Source organism: Desulfoluna sp. CYM3A (assembly GCF_056829965.1).
Window position 1 is genome coordinate 1680736 of the sequence record NZ_CP186556.1, and the last position, 17552, is coordinate 1698287.

Consider the following 17552-nt stretch of genomic DNA (forward strand, 5'->3'; position numbering starts at 1 on the left):
GCGCAGCCCGAGCCGAAGGCCATTGCGCTTTGCCCTGAGGAACGAAGGGCAAAGCGCAATGGCAATAAGCTTTCGAGGTGGCTCACCTCGCCGCCGGAGGCAGGTTTTTCCATGCACTTTAACCATAGAAGGCATACTTTACGCAAAGGGCTCGCCTGAGCCGATGGTTACCTTTTTCAGATTCCCCATGGCTTTGAGCATAAACAGGAGAAAGGCCCCGGACCCGATGATGATCATGACATCGGGCACCATGCGGGTGTTGCCGAGGAGCTGGATGATGTCCCTGGACCAGAAGGCGTTGGAACGGGCGTGCCAGAACCCGTGGTTGATGTTGTCCAGCACCTGGAGGATCCCCGTGGGCAGGAGGGTGGCGGTGAACATGACAAAGAGCCCGATGTTGATGCTCCAGAAGCTGAGCTTGAGCAGGGTGGGGCTCCATCCCTTGTCTTCCACCAGCCCGCGCATGGAAAACAGGGCGAGGCCGATACCCAGGATTCCGTAGGTCCCGAACAGGGCGGTGTGGCCGTGGTTGACGGTGAGGTAGGTGGCGTGCTCGTAGTAGTTGACCACCGGGGTGGTGATGGAGAGCCCCATGACACCGGCCCCAACAAACTCCCAGCAGATGGCGGCCATGAGGAACATCAGGGGGTATTTGTAAGGGAAGTCGCTGCCCCCCTTTACCAGGGCGCTCTGGCCGTGCCACACCTCGGAGAGGAGAAGGAGGATGGGCACCGGCTCCAGGGCGGAGATGGTGGACCCCAGGGCGAGCCAGAGGGAGGGCTCACCGAACCAGTAGTAGTGGTGCCCCACCCCGATGATGCCCGCAAAAAGGGCAAGGCCCACGGTGAAGTAGACGGCCCGGAGACCGGCCTCGAGGCGCACCAGCCCGAGGTTGACCATGACAAAGGCAACGGCCGCAGCCGCGAAGAACTCAAAGGCTCCCTCCACCCAGGTGTGGACCACCCACCAGCGCCAGAAGTCGGCGATGGTGATGTGGGTCTGGGGGTCGTAGGTGAGGCCGAAGCTGAAAAATCCCACCACGGCCACCCCGGAGTAAGCCAGGAAATTGGGAAGCCCCCACTTGTCCTGGCCTGCCTTGAAGTGATCCTTCAGGGCCCTGACCACCAGAAAGAGCCAGAGGATGAGGCCGATGAAGAGAAGGATCTGCCAAAGTCGTCCCAGCTCCAGGTATTCCCACCCCTGGTGTCCCAGCCAGAACCAGTAGTCTGCAAGCATTCCCTTGATGCCCAGGACTTCCCCTGTGAGGCTGCCAACGGCAACTATGAGAACCGCAATAAAGAGAAAATCCACGAGGAAGCCTTGCCCTTTGGGCTCCCGGTTGCCCACCATGGGAGCCACGAACAGGGTCATGCCGATCCATGAGACGGCAATCCAGAAGATCGCCAGCTGCAGGTGCCAGGATTTGACCCAGTTGTAGGGGATAAAGGCGGCGATGGCCTTGAGGCCGTAAAAGGAGTCCGGGCTCACCGTGTAGTGGGCCATGAGCCCCCCGACGTTGACCTGCACAAAGAAGAGGGCTGCCACCACCAGGAAGAACTTGGCGGCCTTTTTCTGGCTGGCCGAGATGGGGGCACCGGCCAGGGCCATGGCAGGCTCCGGCTTATAGCCCTGGGCGCCTTTGTTGAACCCGTATTTGTGGGGCAGAGGGCACCCATGCCCCCCAGGCAGAGCCCGAAGGCCACCAGGGAGATGGCCGACCAGACCAGGGACTTGCCCGAGACCATGTTGCCCACGCTGGGGTCGTGGGGCCAGTTGTTGGTGTAGGTGTGGGTGTCTCCCGGGCGTATGGTCCGGGTGCGGATGAGGCTGTCCAGAAGAAGAAGTCGGCCAGGTCCCGGAGCTGGGTAGGGTCGGTAATGGTGCCGGGGTTGATGGGGCCGTTTTCGTCCCCTTCGGTGAAGAGCCTGTGATAAAAGTCGCGGTTTTTGAACAGGGCTGCCACCTGAAGGGAGGTCAGGGTCAGGGTGTCGCTCTCTTTGTCGTAGCGATTGGTTTTGATCTGGTTGATAACCACCGCGTCCACGGCCCCTTTTTCTTCTGTCAGGAGCCTGTCATAGCTGGTGCGAAAACGCTGAAGGGCCATCACTTCCCGCATGGTGACGCCCATGTTGTGCAGGGCCTGGGCCGTGAAGTCCGGGCCCCCGGCAGAACGGTTAGGTGATGTGGCCCAGGTCCATGAGGCCGAACCGTTGCCATACCTGCTGGCCCGCCATAATGGCGTTTTTGCTTGAAAGGGTCTGGCCGTACATGGATTTGACGGTGCCGGGGTAGGGGGGAAGGTCTTTTTTTGTGTACACGAAGCCGACCAATGCGATGGCGATGGAGCTGACAATGGCCAGGAGAAAATAGAGTTTCATCCGTTGGCTGAGCATGGCACACCTCTGTGTGAGTGAGTCCTGTGTCGTTGGAAGGGCGATCGACCTTGGGGAATCTGCCGGCAGGGGAGGGGCTCCGGGGTGGTTGCCGACGGTTCAATGCGTAGGAATGTTGAAAGGATAGTACTCTTTCTGGAGGGAGGCGTCAACGATTGGCCTTGACGCGGAAGGGAGCAAAGGGAGAAGAAAATAAAAAAGCCCCGCGGCCAGTGGCCCCGGGGCATCGGCTTGCTATACGGACGGGCCCTATAGGAGAAAGGGCCCGGTTCGGATCAGTGACAACCGCCTCCGCACCCGCTGCAATCGCTGGGGGAACATCCTCCCGCGGGCTGCTGGGTGGCCTCTTTGGAGATACCCACCACTTCGATCTCAAAGGTGAGGGTCTTGCCGGCCAGGGGGTGGTTCAGGTCCACGCTGACCTTTTCGTCGTCCACGTGGGTAATGACCGCCGGTACCTGCTGGCCCTGGGGGGTGGACAGGGCAATGGCCTGGCCCACCTGGGGGTTCATTTCCGGGGGAACGTCGGAAGCGGGAAAGTCCATGGTGTGATCATCGGAACGTTCGCCGTATGCATCTTCAGGCCCTAAGGTGAAGGTTTTTTTGTCACCCACCGAAAGGTCCATCAGGGCCGCTTCAAACCCGGGGATCAACTGGCCGGTTCCCATCTGTACTTCAAGGGGATCGCGTCCTTCACTGCTGTCAAAGACTTCGCCGTCGGCAAGGGTTCCTTTATATGCGACCTGAACGAACAATCCGTTTTCTACTTTTTCCATGGGGTCTCCTTTTTGGAAGACTTGCGATGGCCCGGGAACAACCAGACCGGGTGACGGCGGGGTCCGGGGCATCCATAGGTATCCAACCCTTGATGACCCCTGGGTAAGGGGCTCGTCGGCAAAAGAATTGATGAGTCCCGGGACGGCAATGTTCCGCAGGACATGAACTTCAGTTAAAGATAGGGGTGATTGGTCACTTGTCAAGGGCGGTTTGTGAAGGGGCGCCCTTAACCCGGGCATTTCACGAGTCGAAGGATCTGATAACGGTGAGGATGGGTGTCCCCTTATTGATTCGGTCTGGTGTTTCCCATGAAATTCCCGGGCTACATTACATATCCCCGAACAGGTATTGGACGATGGAGAGGGCGGCCAACGGGCGCCTCCGCCCGGAGGATGCGCGTGCCAATCGGCAACGAGGCACCCCGCTTCCCTGGCCAGCTCGGCCTCTTCCGCGGTAAATCCTCCCTCGGGGCCGATGATCAGGGTGAGGTTGGTGATGGTCGCGTTCATGGCGCCCAGCTCTTTAAAGGAGACCTGGGCCTCTTCCCAGAAGAAGAGCTTCAGGGTGTGGGGGCCGGAGGGCAGCCCTTCAAGCAGGGTTTTCAGCTCGGTGGTGCGGCAGATGGCAGGGGCCGTGGTGCGTCCGCACTGCTTGACGGCTTCTCCGGCGATCTTTTCCCATCGGGCTTCGCGTTTTTCCAGCTTGTCCCCTTTGGGACGGGCCACCACGCGGCTGGAAAAGAAGGCCTGAAAGGCCGCCATGCCCAGTTCGGTCAGGTGGCGCACCAGGTCGTCCATCTTTTTCTCTTTTAAAAAGGCCTGGCAGAGGGTGATGGACGGTGCGGAGGAGGGGGTCTCCTGCCGGGAGGCGGAGAGGGTGACAGAGACGCTTTGTTCCCGGATTTCGTCGATGACGGCATCGTACTCTCCACCCTGGCCGTCAAGGAGGATGACGGTGCTCCCGGGCTTCAGCCGGAGTACCCGCGTCATGTGACGCGCTTCGTCTCCTGTGATGGTGCCGTGGGTGTCCGTGATGTCCTCTTTGTTGATGAAAAAGCGTCTCATGGGCTCGTTATGTTCCTTTTTTCTCGGGAAAATGGTGGGCGCGATCCGCAGGGGTCAGCGGCCGGATATGCGCATTGTTACTGTCTGTAGTAACTGTTCGCCGGGGCCGGGAAGCACCCCCGGCCGGTATCTTTCGGTAAATAACATCTTGACAACCTCATTTCCATAGATTAATTCTTCACGAAGTTTTATCGCTAAAAGTGACGGAAGGCGACACCCGCCTTTCGCATGTGAAACGTACAGATATTCGGCAAAGAGAAAAAAAATGTTTCGATTTTTCAGCGCATTTTATTATTTTTATTACTGGTATCACATCGGTGTACCCAGGCATGCGCTGAACCACACACACTTGTAAGCGTAAAACAGCCGTGGGTAGACCAACACAAGGTCCCACGGCACTCCAGATCAGCAAAAAAGAAGCACCCAGGCCGTGGAAGATACCTTTCACGGCCTTTTTTTATGCTTCAAACCCTCGGGCGCCTCTTGTGAGAGGGGCCATTCGCTGAAGGAGAACACCATGAGCAGCATCGGCAAGATGATTCGTTTTGAACGGATTTTCAACAGAACCACCGGCCGTACCATCATCGTCCCCATGGATCATGGGACCACCGTGGGCCCCATCAAAGGGGTCATCGACATGAAATCCACCATTCAGAAGGTCGCCAACGGAGGCGCCAACGCCATTGTGGAGCACAAGGGTCTTGTGGCTGAAGGGCTTCGGGGCACCGGCCCTGACATCGGCCTGATCATCCACCTCTCCGCCTCCACCTGCCTTTCCCCCTTTCCCAACGCAAAAACCCTGGTGTGCAGTGTTGAAGAAGCCATCAAGCTCGGGGCCGACGCCGTCTCTCTTCACCTGAACCTGGGGGACGCCGACGAAAAGGAGATGCTCCACGACTTCGGCCGGGTCAGCGCGGATTGCCGAACCTGGGGATTGCCCCTCCTGGCCATGTGCTACGCCCGCGGCGAAAAGATCACCAACAGCTACGATGTGAATTTCGTCAAGCATGCGGCCCGGGTGGGCGGTGAGCTGGGGGCGGATATCGTCAAGGTGAACTACACGGGAAGCCCGGAGAGTTTCCGTGAAGTGACCGAGGGGTGCAACGTGCCCGTGGTCATCGCCGGTGGCGAAACCATGGATTCCGACCGGGAGATCCTGGAGATGGTCAAGGGCTCCATCGACGCGGGCGGTGCCGGTATCTCCATCGGCCGCAACGTGTTCCAGCATCGTGACCCGGAAAACCTCGTCAAGGCCATGCACATGATCATCCATCAGGACCTCTCCGTGGATGAGGCACTGGATCACCTGGAGTCCATGGCTTAATGGCGTCGGCTTAGGGATGACCCGCTGCCAACGCCTAATTCGCAGGGCTATCCTGCAAGGGTATTGATATTTTATATCTTCCTGAAACGGAATGTATGCATTTAAACATGAAGGACGGTTTGATGATGAGAAAAATATGGGTAAAAGCAGACCCCTGGGACAAAGAACTGGTGCTCACGGCCCTGGAGTCAGGTGCTGACGGGATCATGGTCCCCGACGGATGCTCGGAAAAGGTCAAGGAGCTGGGCCGCGTCGTCACCATCTGTGACGACGGTGATCTGGTCCCCGGCAAGGACGTGGAGATCTTCACCATCACCAGCGGTGACGACGAGGAGGCTATCTGTCGCCTTGCCGCCCAGAAGCTGGTGATCCTGGAATGCACGGACTGGACCATCATCCCCCTGGAGAACCTCATCGCCAAGGGCGCGGACGTGGCGGCTCTGGTACACTCCTTTGACGAGGCCCAGCTGGCCTTCGGCATCCTGGAAAAAGGGGTGAAGCAGGTGATGCTCGACACCCGGGATCCCATGGAGCTGAAAAAGACCCTGGAGCTTCTCAAGGGCGAGACCGGGAGTCTCTCCCTGGTGGAGGCCGAGGTCATCGACGTGAAGAACATCGGCATGGGCGATCGCGTCTGTGTGGACACCTGCCTGAACATGGAGAAAGGCCAGGGCATGCTGGTGGGCAATTCAAGCAGCGCCCTGTTTCTGGTCCATGCCGAGACCGTCTCCAACCCCTATGTGGCGCCGAGGCCCTTCAGGGTTAACGCCGGCGCAGTGCATGCCTACACCCGTGTCCCCGGCGGGCGCACCCGGTACCTGAGCGAGCTGGAGGCCGGTGATGAGGTGGAGATCGTCAACCACGACGGCTCCGTTTCAAGCGCCGTGGTGGGACGCCTGAAAATCGAGAAACGCCCCATGCTCCTTATCAAGGCGCGTATCGGGGACAAGGGCGTTGCCACCATCGTCCAAAACGCCGAGACCATTCGCCTGACCTCACCCGAGGGTGAGCCCGTATCCGTGGTGTCCCTTGCACCGGGGGATCGCGTGTTGGCCTACCATGAAGAGGGCGGTCGCCATTTCGGTCACAAGGTCGACGAAACCATTACGGAGAAGTAACCACCATGGAAAAGCCTCACCCCGATGGGGACTCCTTTGAAAAAGAGCTGGCCGGTCTGCGGGAGAAAATCGACGGCATCGACACCCAGATCGTGGCCCTCATCAACCAGCGGCTGGGCGTGAGCGCGGCCGTGGGGGAGCTCAAGCGCCGCTACGACAGCAAGGTTCTGGACCGGTCCCGGGAATCCCTGATCATGGACCGCATCTGCCGCCTCAACGAGGGGCCGGTGGACGACACCGTGCTTCAATACATTTTCAGCGTCATCATGGCGGCGTCCAGGGAGCTCCAGAAACCCCTGACCATCGCGTACCTGGGGCCGGAGGCCACCCACAGCCACCTGGCGGCCCTCAACCACTTTCGCCATTCGGGGCGCTTTGCCCCCTACCGCAACATCGCTGAAATCTTCGCGGAAGTGGAGCGCGGAGGCTGCCAGTACGGGGTGGTGCCCGTTGAAAACTCCATTGAAGGGGCGGTGACCCATACCCAGGACCTTCTTTTTGAGTCGGAGGTCACCATCACGGCGGAGTATTATCAGACCATCAGCCACGACCTTCTCTCCCTTTGGGGGAACCTCGATGAGGTGGAGGTGGTCTATTCCCATCCCCAGCCCTTTGCCCAGTGTCGGAGCTGGCTCCAGCGGAACCTGCCCGACGTGGTGCTGGAGGAGTGCAGCAGCACGGCCCAGGCCGCTTTGAAGGCGGCGGCCAACCCCAAATCCGCGGCCATCGCCAGCTCCAAGGCGGCCCAGGTCTACGGCCTGCGGGTGGTGGAGTCCAAGATCGAGGACTCTTCCAGGAACGAAACCCGGTTCCTCGTCCTGGGAAAAGAAGAGCAGGGCCCCACAGGGGACGACAAGACTTCGGTGATGTTCGTGACCTCCCATATCCCAGGCGCCCTGTTTACAACCCTGGAGCCGGTGGCCGACGCCGGGCTTAACATGGTGAAGCTGGAGTCCCGGCCCACCAAGCGGGAAAACTGGAGTTACTTTTTTATCATGGACATCGAAGGCCACAAAGACGACGCCCGGGTGAAGCGGGTGCTGGCCACCATGAAGGGGCTTTGCCTTTATCTCAAGGTCCTGGGCTCCTACGCCAAAGGGGCCCACGGCGGGTACCGCAGCGCCGATGAAAGCTCCCTGGAGGTGTGATGTCATGGGAATCGATGCAAAAACGCAGCTCTTCGGGGTGTTTGGGAATCCCGTTACCCACAGCCTGGGTCCGGCCATGCACAACGCCGCCTTTGACGCCCTCGGGGTAAACGCCGTCTACCTTGCCTTCGGCCTATATGAGGCCAAAGGGGCGGCTTTAGCCATGCGCCACCTGAACATGGGCGGGGCAAGCGTCACCATTCCCCATAAGACCGAGGTGATGGCCCATCTGGACGAGGTGGACGACACCGCCCGGAAGATCGGGGCGGTGAATACCATCGTTAATCGCGACGGCAGGCTTGTGGGGTTCAACACGGACGCGGAAGGGGCCATGCGGGCCCTGGAGACCAGGGGTTCCATCGCCGGGAAAAAGGTGGCCCTCATCGGCGCCGGAGGCGCTGCCCGTGCCGTGGGGTATGGCATCGTGCAGAGGGGCGGTTCCCTTGTGATCGCCAACCGCGGTGAAGAGAAGGGGCAGGCCCTGGCCCGGGACCTTGGCGCCGGGTTTACCGCCCTTGACGACCTGGACCTGGCCGGGGTGGATATCCTGATCAACGCCACATCCGTGGGCATGGAGCCCCGCACCGAGGCGATGCCCGTATCCGTGGAGGGCCTGACCTCCCGGACCCTGGTCATGGACATCGTGTACAACCCTCTGGAGACAGCCCTTCTGGCTGCGGCCCGGGCCAAAGGGTGCCCCACGGTGGACGGCACGGCCATGTTTGTCTTCCAGGCCGTTGCCCAGTGTGAGCTCTGGACAGGCCAAACGGCCCCGGTGGAGCTGATGCGGCGTACTGTGCTGGAGGCATTGAATAGTGAGTAGTGAGTAGTGAGTAGTGAATGGCAACGCCGTGGCATGAGCGCCCTTCGGATTTTCTGAGGGATGTTGTAAAAAATATCAGCGCAGCCCGTCAGCGAATGTGACAACCCGAGGCCTAAGGGCTGGAGCATTCGCGAACCTGGGGTCCAGGGGATTATCCCCTGGCCGCCGGAGGCATTTTTATAAATAGATTCTCAGATTGCAGATGAGGCAGACCATGAGAGAGATTACGCCCGGCATGGGCAGAGATAAGGTTGAGGTGACCCTTCCGGGGTCCAAGAGTTACTCCCACCGGCTGCTCATTGCAGCGGCCCTGGCAGATGGAAAGAGCCGGATTACAGGTCTTTTGCGAAGCGAGGACACCCTGTTGACCCGTGACGCCTTGAGGGCCTTCGGCGCGGTGATTGAAGACGACGGGGAGGCCATGGTGGTCACCGGCACCGGCGGCAGGCTTCAAGCCTGTGCCGAGCCCATCTACCTGGCCAACTCGGGAACCTCCATGCGGCTGCTTACGGGCATCGCCGCCCTGGGTGAGGGGGAGACGGTGCTTACCGGCACCAAGCGCATGGGGGAGCGGCCCATTGAGGACCTCTTGGTGGCCATGCGCCAGGCCGGGGTCCCGGCCCAGTGCGTGAACCCCACCGATTGCCCGCCCGTAAAAGTAACGGGGGGGCATTTTGAAGGGGGCAAGGTGACCCTGGACTGCCGCATCAGCAGCCAGTTCCTCTCCTCCCTGCTCCTGGCCGGGCCCTATGCCCCGAAGGGGATCGAGGTGACGGTGGCAGGTGAGCTGGTCTCCAGGCCCTACGTGGAGATCACCCTGGACATCATGGGCCGCTTCGGCGTCGAGGTGACCCACGACGACTTCAAGGTGTTTAGAGTGGCGCCCAACCAGAGCTACCGTCCCGGAGCCTACCACTGCGAGCCCGACGGCTCCAACGCCAGCTACTTCTGGGCGGCTGCGGCCGTGACCGGCAAGAGCGTCAAGGTGATTAACGTCACCAAAAAATCCCGCCAGGGGGACGTGGCCCTTGTGGACGTCCTGGAGAAGATGGGCTGCACCGTCACCCACGAGGACGACGGCACCACGGTCACCGGGGGCGAACTTTCCGCCGTCACCGTGGACATGGCCCTGATGCCGGACGTGGTGCCCACCCTGGCTGTTGTGGCGGCCCACGCCAAAGGCACCACGGTTATCGAGAACGTGGCCCACCTGCGCGAGAAAGAGTGCGACCGTTTGGGCTGCGTGGCCACCGAACTCCGAAAAATGGGCATCGACGCCGTGGCAAAGGAGAGCAGCCTGGAGATCACCGGCGGCACCCTGACAGGCTCCGACGTGGAGACCTACGACGACCACCGCATGGCCATGAGTTTTTCCGTGGCGGGCCTCGCCACGGCCGAGATCATCCTGGATCCCGGTTGCGTCAAGAAGTCGTTTCCCACCTATTGGGATGTGTTCGAGACCTTGCAGTAAACATTGGTGCCAAGAGACAGCGAGGCAATACGCCATGGGAAACAACATCTACCTGACAGGGTATCGCTGCACGGGAAAGACCACCGTGGGAAGGATTCTGGCCGAGCGCATGCACCGGCATGTCGTGGATACCGACGGGTTTATCGTCGGCTATGCCGGGGCCAGCGTGGATGAGATCGTACAAAGGGATGGCTGGGAGGGCTTTCGAAAGCTGGAACGGTTTGCCCTAAGGCAGGTGGCCGATGGGGAAAAGGCAGTGGTGGCCACCGGGGGCGGGATTGTTTTAAGCCCTGAAAATCGGCGCCTCATGCGTGAGTCCGGTGTGGTGATCTGGCTCAAGGCCCGGGTCCGTACCCTGGCCCGGCGCATCACCGACGATGAGACCACGGCCTCGCAGCGCCCCTCCCTCACCGGAGGGCAGGTGGCCGATGAGATCGCCTCGGTCCTTGCCGAGCGGGAACCCCTGTACCGGGAGGCCGCCCACATCGTCATCGACACCGACGGCATGTCCCCGGACGAGGTGGCCGAAGAGATCCTGCGGCAGGTGAAAGACGCGTAAGGCAAGTATCCGGCGGCGAGGTGTGCCACCTCGAAAGCCGTTCGTATCTATTTTGATTTGTAACTGTTCAGTTGCCTCCGGCGGGTCGCTTTTTCGAAAAAAAGCTCCGCAAAAAACGTTTCTAAGAAAATGTCGGAATTGTTTCGGCGGAGCCTATGAATGATCACTTGAGACCTGTTTATCAAACTTTTTAAAAGTTTGGCCCCCGGCAGGGCCGCCGGAGGCTTTTTTGATTTGAATAGCTACTTTGATTTTTGACCCGGGCGATGCCCGACGCGAGTGGGAACCCATTTGCATACCAGGGAGAGAGATATATGGCAGGCAACACCCTTGGCGGTTTGTTTCGCATAACCACATGGGGAGAATCCCATGGAGAGGCCGTGGGCGTGGTCATCGACGGCGCCCCGGCAGGCATTCCCTTTACCGAGGAGCACGTCCAGGCGTGGCTCGATCGACGAAAACCCGGAGGGGCCAAGACCAGTACCTCCCGAAAGGAGCCGGATCGGGCGAGGATCCTTTCCGGGACCTTTGAAGGCAAGACCACGGGCACCCCGGTCTCCATCATGGTGGCCAACAAGGATGCCCGGTCAAGTTCCTACGCCGACATCATGGATCTCTACCGGCCCGGCCACGGGGACATCACCTACGACGCAAAATACGGAATCCGGGATTACCGGGGCGGTGGACGAGCTTCGGCCCGGGAGACCGTGGGCCGGGTTGCAGCAGCGGCCCTGGCAGGGGAGATCCTGGCCGCCGCCGGGATCTCCGTACGTGCCGCCACCATTGAACTGGGCGGGGTGCGGGCCCTGAAGCGCGACTACGGGACCATGGCGGAAAACCCTTACCTCTGTCCTGATGCCGAGGCTGCCGAGGCCATGGACGCCCGGGTGGACGAGGTGAGGCGGAAGGGCGATTCCCTGGGTGGCGTGGTGGAGATCATCGCCGACGGGGTTCCGGCAGGCCTTGGGGAGCCGGTGTTTGAAAAGCTCGATGCAGCCCTGGCAGGGGCCCTCATGGGCATCGGTGCCGTCAAGGGGGTGGAGATCGGAGACGGCTTTGACGCGGCCCGGCTTACGGGCTCTGAGAACAACGATCCCATCACCCCGGACGGGTTTGCCTCCAACCACGCCGGGGGCGTTCTTGCAGGGATCTCCAGCGGGGCGCCTTTGGTGATGCGCGTTGCGGTGAAGCCCATTCCGTCCATTACGCGGGAGCAGGAGACCATCAACACCCGTGGAGAGGCCACCACCATCCGCACGCGCGGTCGCCACGATGTGGCAGCCGTTCCCCGGGTGAACGTGGTGTGCGAAGCCATGGTGGCCCTGGTTCTGGTGGATCATTTCTTAAGGCAGAGGGCGGTGTCATGGAACAGGTAACCCTTGGGATCGTCGGCGGCAAGGGGGGGATGGGACGGCTCTTTGACGCCTGGTTTGTGAGGCGGGGCCATCGGGTGCTCCTGGCGGATGTGGACACAACCACCACGGCCGAGGAGCTGACGCGTCGTTGCGACCTCATCATGATCGCCACGCCCATGGACGTGGCCCCTGCCGTGGCCGAAGCGCTGGGACCTCGCATGTCCAGGGAGCAGGGCCTCTTTGACATCTGTTCCCTCAAAGAAGAGATCACCGGTGCCATGCTTTCGGCCACCTCCTGCGAGGTGGTGGGGACCCACCCCATGTTCGGGCCCCATACCGACGGGGTCGTCGGCCAGAACATCATCCTCACCCCGGGGCGAGGGGAGCGGTGGCTAACGTTTCTTGAAGGTGAGTTTTCAGCGGGCGGGGCCCAGGTGTCGCGCATGGCCGCCGAAGACCATGACCGGGCCATGGCCCTGGCCCAGGGGCTGACCCACGTGGTGACCATTGCCATGGGGCGGACCCTTCAAAAATTGGGGGTCACCCCGGATGACGCTCAGTCCTATGCCACGCCCATCTTCAAGTTGAAAAACGACCTCATCGGGCGTCTTTTTGCCCAGGACCCGGACCTGTATGCGGCCATGGTGGGAGACAATCCTTACGTGGGCGAGATGGTGGAGGCCTTCGGGGTGCCTGCTGAAAAAGACCGCAGTGGTGTATGGTGGGAGCCGACGGGGAGCTGGACTATATGGCGGAGATCCGGTCCTTTTTAGGTCCCAATCGGCTGAGGCGGGCCTTGAGGAATCCAATAAAATTCTGAAGTCCATGGTCTGATGTTGTCGGGGATGTGCAATAGTATTAGAAGGACGTTGACGATGAAAGAGATGTGTGAAGCCTATCTTGAAGCACTTAACGAGGGAAATTTAGATAAAGTCCTGGCCCTGTTCACAGAAAATGCCATGGTCCATTCCCCCCTGTACGGAAAGGTCCCTGCTGCTGATTTTTACAGGGAGTTATTTGCTGACACCCGTCAGTCGGAGACCACGCTTTTGCATGTGTTCGACCGTGCGGAACCTGATGACTCCATGGCCCTGCATTTTCATTACAGGTGGACGCTGCAGGGCGGACGCGTGGTTGAGTTCGAGTGTGTGGATGTATTTGGCATATCCCGGGGCGATGGACGATTTGAGTCGCTACGAATTATTTATGATACGCATCCGTTGCGGCATGAGCATGCGAATGTTCGTGGCGGAAAAAACAGATAAGGTGGCCACGTCATTGGCGGCACGGTGGTTTTTGCATTGCTGACCCTTTCATGCTCCGGTATGGGGACGTGAACTTGACTCCTGTCGATACGTATGAAACAGCTGCACTTTTCCTCGTTGTTTTGGGGCGGTGCAGCTGTTTTGCGTTGAGGGCACAGGGCTTATAAATGGAAGGCAATTGAGGAATTGGGTTGATAATGTTACCGCGAGAGGCTAACATAAGTTTGCTTCTATAAACCGCGTTTTGACCTGCTCAACCCACTTTCCATGGAGGACCCATGACCGAGACCACCTATCAGGATAAACCGTGGCTCAGCAGTTACGGGGAGGGTGTTCCCTCTCAGGTGAGCTACGAAGAGATCTTCCTTACCGATTTTCTGGAACGCTCCGTAAGGGAGTTCCCGGACAATCCGGCCCTCAATTTCCAAGGATTCAGGCTCTCCTACCGGGAGACGGATCGGATGGTCAAATCCGTGGCCGCGTGGTTGAAGTCCATAGGCGTTGAGAAGGGTGATCGCGTGGCGATCCTGCTTCCCAACGTTCTTCCCTGTCTGGTTGCCTACTACGCCATCATGCGCGTGGGGGCCATCTGTGTGATGAACAACCCCCTGTACACCGACCGGGAGCTGCTGCACCAGTTCAACGATTCCGGGGCGCGGGTCCTCTTTACCCTGGATCTCCTGGCCGACCGCATGACGGCCTTGCGAAGCAAGACCTCCATCAAGGAGATCGTCTACACCTCCATCGGCGATTACCTCCCCTTTCCCAAGAACCTTCTTTTTCCCCTGGTGGGAAAACGCAAAAAACTGGCTGCGGACGTTGCGCCTGCCCCGGACGTCATAAAATGGAAAGAGATGGTGGCGGCCAACGCCCCCACGGAATTTCGCGAGACGTTGGACCTGGACGATGTGGCCATGTTTCAGTATACGGGGGGGACCACCGGCGCGGCCAAGGGGGTCATGCTTACCCACCGGAACCTCTCGTTTCAGATCCAGCAGGCCAGCGTCTGGTTCTCCGAGTTTGAAAGGGGAGGGGAGTGCTGCATCGCCGCCCTGCCGTGGTTTCATATTTTCGGGCTTACCTGCGCCATGAACTACCCTGTCTCCATGGGGTGGGAGATGGTGATGGTGCCCAAACCCCAGGGGCCGCAGCTCCTGGAGACCATTCGTAAATTCAGGCCCACCTATGCGCCCCTGGTGCCCACCATGTACATCGGCATGCTGAACGATCCGGCCATCGACCGCACCGATTTAAGTTCCATCAAAGGCTGTTTTTCCGGCAGCGCGCCCCTTCCTTTGGAAGTGACCAAGGAGTTCGAGAGGCGTTCCGGTTCGGTGATCGTGGAAGGCTTCGGCATGACCGAGTCCAGCCCGGTGACCCACATGAATCCTTTCAGCGGCGGCAAGCGGAAGGTGGGCAGTGTAGGCATTCCCGCACCGGACACCGAAGCCCGGGTGGTGGACCTTGCCGATGGAGAGACCGACATGCCCGTTGGCGAGATTGGTGAGCTGTTCGTGCGGGGACCCCAGGTGATGAAGGGCTACCACAACCGCCCCGACGCCACGGCCGAGTCCCTCACCGACGGCTGGCTGCACACCGGCGACATCGCCCGCATGGACGAGGAGGGATATTTTTATATTGTGGACCGCAAGAAAGACATGATCCTCTCCGGCGGCTACAACGTCTACCCCAGGGATATCGACGAGGTCCTCTACGAACACCCCAAGGTGCAGGAAGCCTGCTCCATCGGGATTCCCCACAATCACCGGGGGGAGGCCGTGAAAGCCTTTGTGGTGCTCAAGGCAGGGGAGACCGCCACCGAGCAGGAGATGATCGAATTTTGCAGCGACAAGCTGGCCAAGTACAAATGGCCGGTGGCCGTTGAGTTCCGGGACTCTCTTCCCAAGTCCACGGTGGGCAAGATTCTGAGGAAGGATCTCCGGGAGGAAGAGGTGGCAAAAAGTGCTGAGGCAAAGGGAGCTTGATCCATTTTTCTCGATAGTAACGCCGATGACCCTGAAAGGGATCCATCAGGTTTCATGGAGCGTTAGGGGTCGTGAAAAATGTTTAATAAAAATAACTTGATAATGTGAATCCACAGATCGAATCCTGTTGACAGCGCTTCGCCACTCCCTTAATTCATACGCCTTGCGATGATGATTTTAACCCCAAGTGAGAAGAGTGGAGGACAGGGCGTGACCAGCAAGGTGACTTACCAGGGCAAACCGTGGTTGAGCAGCTACGAGACAGGCGTTCCCGAATTCATTGATTTTGAAGATATCTTTATTGCTGACTTTCTGGAACGCTCGGTGCGAAGGTTTCCGGACAACACCGCGTTGATCTTCCAGGGATTCAAGGTCTCGTACCGTGAACTCGACACCATGGTGCGGTCCATGGTGGCCTGCCTCCGGGGCATGGGGGTTAAAAAAGGGGACAGCGTGGCGATTCTTCTGCCCAACGTGATCCCCTGTGTGGTGGCCTATTATGCCATCATGCGCCTGGGGGCCGTGGCCGTCATGAACAACCCGTTGTACACGGATCGGGAGCTGACCCATCAGTTCAACGATTCCGGGGCCGTGCTCCTCATCACCCTGGACCTGCTGGCCGACCGCATGGTCTCCCTGCGGGAGCACACCGGCATCAAAAAGATCATCTACACCTCCATTGGCGACTACCTGCCGTTTCCCAAAAATATTCTCTTTCCCCTGGTGGGCAAGCGAAAGAAGATGGCTGCCTCCGTTGCCCCGGCCCCGGATGTGTACCGGTGGAAAGAGGTGCTGGCCACCCATGCACCGTCTGATTTCCGTGAAGAACTCCATCTGGACGACGTGGCCATGTACCAGTACACCGGAGGCACCACCGGTGTTTCCAAAGGAGTCATGCTGACCCACCGGAACCTGAGTTATCAGGTACAGCAGCTCACCTCATGGTTTCGCGGGCTGACCCACGGGGAAGAGGTCTTTATCGGCGGGCTTCCCCTGTTCCATATCTTCGGGTTGACCACCGCCCTGAACTTTCCCGTGGCCATGGGAGCGGGTATTGTTCTGGTTCCCAAGCCCCAGGGAGCCCAGCTCCTCGAAGCCATTCGAAAGTTTCGTCCCACCTTTTCCCCTCTGGTTCCCACCATGTACATCAGCATGATGCATGATCCGGCCATTGAGAAGACCGATCTTTCCTGCATCAAGGGCCTTTTCTCCGGCAGTGCCCCCCTTCCCGTGGAGGTGATCCGTGAGTTTGAAATGCGCTCAGGGGCTGTCATCGCCGAAGGCTTCGGCATGACCGAGTCCAGCCCGGTGACCCATATCAATCCCTTTGACGGCGGGCCACGCAAAGCCGGCAGCATCGGGATTCCCATCAGCAACACCGACGCCCGTATCGTGGACCTTGCCGACGGAGTGACCGACGTACCGGTGGGGCAGGTTGGAGAACTTGTCATCCGGGGGCCCCAGGTGATGAAAGGGTACCTGAACAACCCTGAGGCCACCGCCGAGGCGCTGGCAGGAGACTGGCTCCACACAGGCGACATCGCCAGGATGGACGAGGACGGCTACTTCTCCATCGTGGACCGCAAGAAAGACATGATCATCTCCGGCGGCTACAATGTCTACCCCCGGGATATCGACGAGGTTCTCTACGAACACCCCAAGGTCCAGGACGCCTGCTCCATCGGGGTTCCCCACGCCCACCGGGGAGAGGCCGTGAAGGCCTTTGTGGTGCTCAAAGAGGGGGAGACTGCCACCGAACAGGAGTTGATCGATTTTTGCAGCGGCAAGCTGGCCAAGTACAAGTGGCCCGTGGCCGTGGAATTTCGTGACGAACTCCCCAGGTCCACGGTGGGGAAAATCCTGCGAAAAGACCTTCGCCAGGAGGTTATGGGCCAGGCACCATCAGCCGGGGGAAATTGATCTTTGCCGAGGGGCGAACCCATGGCCGCGACGAAGAAAATGCCTTGTTTAATCGGTTGTTAATGCGCGTAAAAGATGTTTAATAAAAATAACTTGATAATGTGAACCGCCAGGTTCGAATCCTGTTGACAGCGCATCGTCACTCCCTTAATTCATACACTCTGAGAAATGAGTTTCAACGCCAGTATGAAAATCAGATGGAGGACAGACGCGTGACCGACAAAGTGACTTACCAGAGCAAGCCGTGGCTGAGCAGCTACGAAGCAGGGGTTCCGGAGTTTCTTGATTTTGAAAAGCTTTTTATTTCGGACTTCCTGGACCGTTCGGTCCAGTGATTCCCTGAAAACACC

Annotated in this window: 15 protein-coding genes and 1 pseudogene; 12 read left to right on the plus strand and 4 right to left on the minus strand. The window is 59.5% G+C overall.

Annotation, left to right across the window (positions count from 1 at the left end; genetic code table 11):
• Nucleotides 1-138: 138 nt before the first annotated feature.
• The 4 genes and pseudogenes from ACOYW1_RS08735 to ACOYW1_RS08750 form a co-directional block, all read right to left on the minus strand.
• The gene (locus ACOYW1_RS08735; RefSeq protein WP_482422489.1) at nucleotides 139-1608 is read right to left on the minus strand and encodes a cbb3-type cytochrome c oxidase subunit I; all 1470 of its coding nucleotides are present in this window, start codon (nucleotides 1606-1608) and stop codon (nucleotides 139-141) included.
• Between the two features lie 13 nt (nucleotides 1609-1621).
• Nucleotides 1622-2149 (minus strand): annotated as a pseudogene (locus tag ACOYW1_RS08740) (hypothetical protein); the annotation flags it as partial.
• Nucleotides 2150-2174: 25 nt separating this feature from the next.
• Nucleotides 2175-2393 (minus strand): hypothetical protein, encoded by a 219-nt coding sequence (locus ACOYW1_RS08745; RefSeq protein ID WP_482423894.1) that lies wholly within the window; start codon nucleotides 2391-2393, stop codon nucleotides 2175-2177.
• Between the two features lie 275 nt (nucleotides 2394-2668).
• Nucleotides 2669-4234, minus strand: a complete 1566-nt coding sequence (locus ACOYW1_RS08750) for an RsmE family RNA methyltransferase (RefSeq protein ID WP_482422490.1) — start codon at nucleotides 4232-4234, stop codon at nucleotides 2669-2671.
• Between the two features lie 517 nt (nucleotides 4235-4751).
• On the opposite strand from ACOYW1_RS08750, the gene ACOYW1_RS08755 reads away from it, so the two are divergent.
• From ACOYW1_RS08755 to ACOYW1_RS08810, 12 genes are all read left to right on the plus strand, one after another.
• On the plus strand, nucleotides 4752-5558 hold the full coding sequence (locus ACOYW1_RS08755) for a 2-amino-3,7-dideoxy-D-threo-hept-6-ulosonate synthase (protein ID WP_180140989.1): 807 nt from the start codon (nucleotides 4752-4754) through the stop codon (nucleotides 5556-5558).
• 122 nt (nucleotides 5559-5680) lie between these two features.
• On the plus strand, nucleotides 5681-6676 hold the full coding sequence (locus ACOYW1_RS08760) for a 3-dehydroquinate synthase II (RefSeq protein WP_482422491.1): 996 nt from the start codon (nucleotides 5681-5683) through the stop codon (nucleotides 6674-6676).
• Between the two features lie 5 nt (nucleotides 6677-6681).
• Nucleotides 6682-7824, plus strand: a complete 1143-nt coding sequence (gene pheA / locus ACOYW1_RS08765) for a prephenate dehydratase (protein WP_482416695.1) — start codon at nucleotides 6682-6684, stop codon at nucleotides 7822-7824.
• Between the two features lie 4 nt (nucleotides 7825-7828).
• On the plus strand, nucleotides 7829-8647 hold the full coding sequence (locus ACOYW1_RS08770) for a shikimate dehydrogenase (RefSeq protein WP_482422492.1): 819 nt from the start codon (nucleotides 7829-7831) through the stop codon (nucleotides 8645-8647).
• 214 nt (nucleotides 8648-8861) lie between these two features.
• Nucleotides 8862-10118: a 3-phosphoshikimate 1-carboxyvinyltransferase gene (aroA, locus tag ACOYW1_RS08775; RefSeq protein ID WP_482422493.1), complete on the plus strand. Its 1257-nt coding sequence runs from the start codon at nucleotides 8862-8864 to the stop codon at nucleotides 10116-10118.
• A 34-nt stretch (nucleotides 10119-10152) separates the two neighbouring features.
• Nucleotides 10153-10677 carry a shikimate kinase AroL gene (gene aroL / locus ACOYW1_RS08780; RefSeq protein ID WP_482422494.1) on the plus strand — a complete coding sequence of 175 codons (525 nt, stop codon included), beginning with the start codon at nucleotides 10153-10155 and terminating at the stop codon, nucleotides 10675-10677.
• Nucleotides 10678-10991: 314 nt separating this feature from the next.
• Nucleotides 10992-12053, plus strand: coding sequence for a chorismate synthase (gene aroC, locus ACOYW1_RS08785; RefSeq protein ID WP_482416691.1), 1062 nt, complete (start codon nucleotides 10992-10994; stop codon nucleotides 12051-12053).
• The gene (locus tag ACOYW1_RS08790) at nucleotides 12041-12805 is read left to right on the plus strand and encodes a prephenate dehydrogenase/arogenate dehydrogenase family protein (protein ID WP_482422495.1); all 765 of its coding nucleotides are present in this window, start codon (nucleotides 12041-12043) and stop codon (nucleotides 12803-12805) included. Before aroC ends, ACOYW1_RS08790 begins: the two co-directional genes overlap by 13 nt.
• Before the next feature lie 102 nt (nucleotides 12806-12907).
• The gene (locus ACOYW1_RS08795) at nucleotides 12908-13297 is read left to right on the plus strand and encodes a nuclear transport factor 2 family protein (protein ID WP_482422496.1); all 390 of its coding nucleotides are present in this window, start codon (nucleotides 12908-12910) and stop codon (nucleotides 13295-13297) included.
• A gap of 278 nt (nucleotides 13298-13575) precedes the next feature.
• Nucleotides 13576-15282, plus strand: a complete 1707-nt coding sequence (locus ACOYW1_RS08800) for a long-chain-fatty-acid--CoA ligase (RefSeq protein WP_482422497.1) — start codon at nucleotides 13576-13578, stop codon at nucleotides 15280-15282.
• A 210-nt stretch (nucleotides 15283-15492) separates the two neighbouring features.
• Nucleotides 15493-17202 carry a long-chain-fatty-acid--CoA ligase gene (locus tag ACOYW1_RS08805; RefSeq protein WP_482422498.1) on the plus strand — a complete coding sequence of 570 codons (1710 nt, stop codon included), beginning with the start codon at nucleotides 15493-15495 and terminating at the stop codon, nucleotides 17200-17202.
• Nucleotides 17203-17414: 212 nt separating this feature from the next.
• Entirely contained in the window at nucleotides 17415-17537 is a 123-nt protein-coding gene (locus ACOYW1_RS08810; RefSeq protein ID WP_482422499.1) for a hypothetical protein, read from the plus strand.
• The last annotated feature ends 15 nt before the right edge of the window (nucleotides 17538-17552 follow it).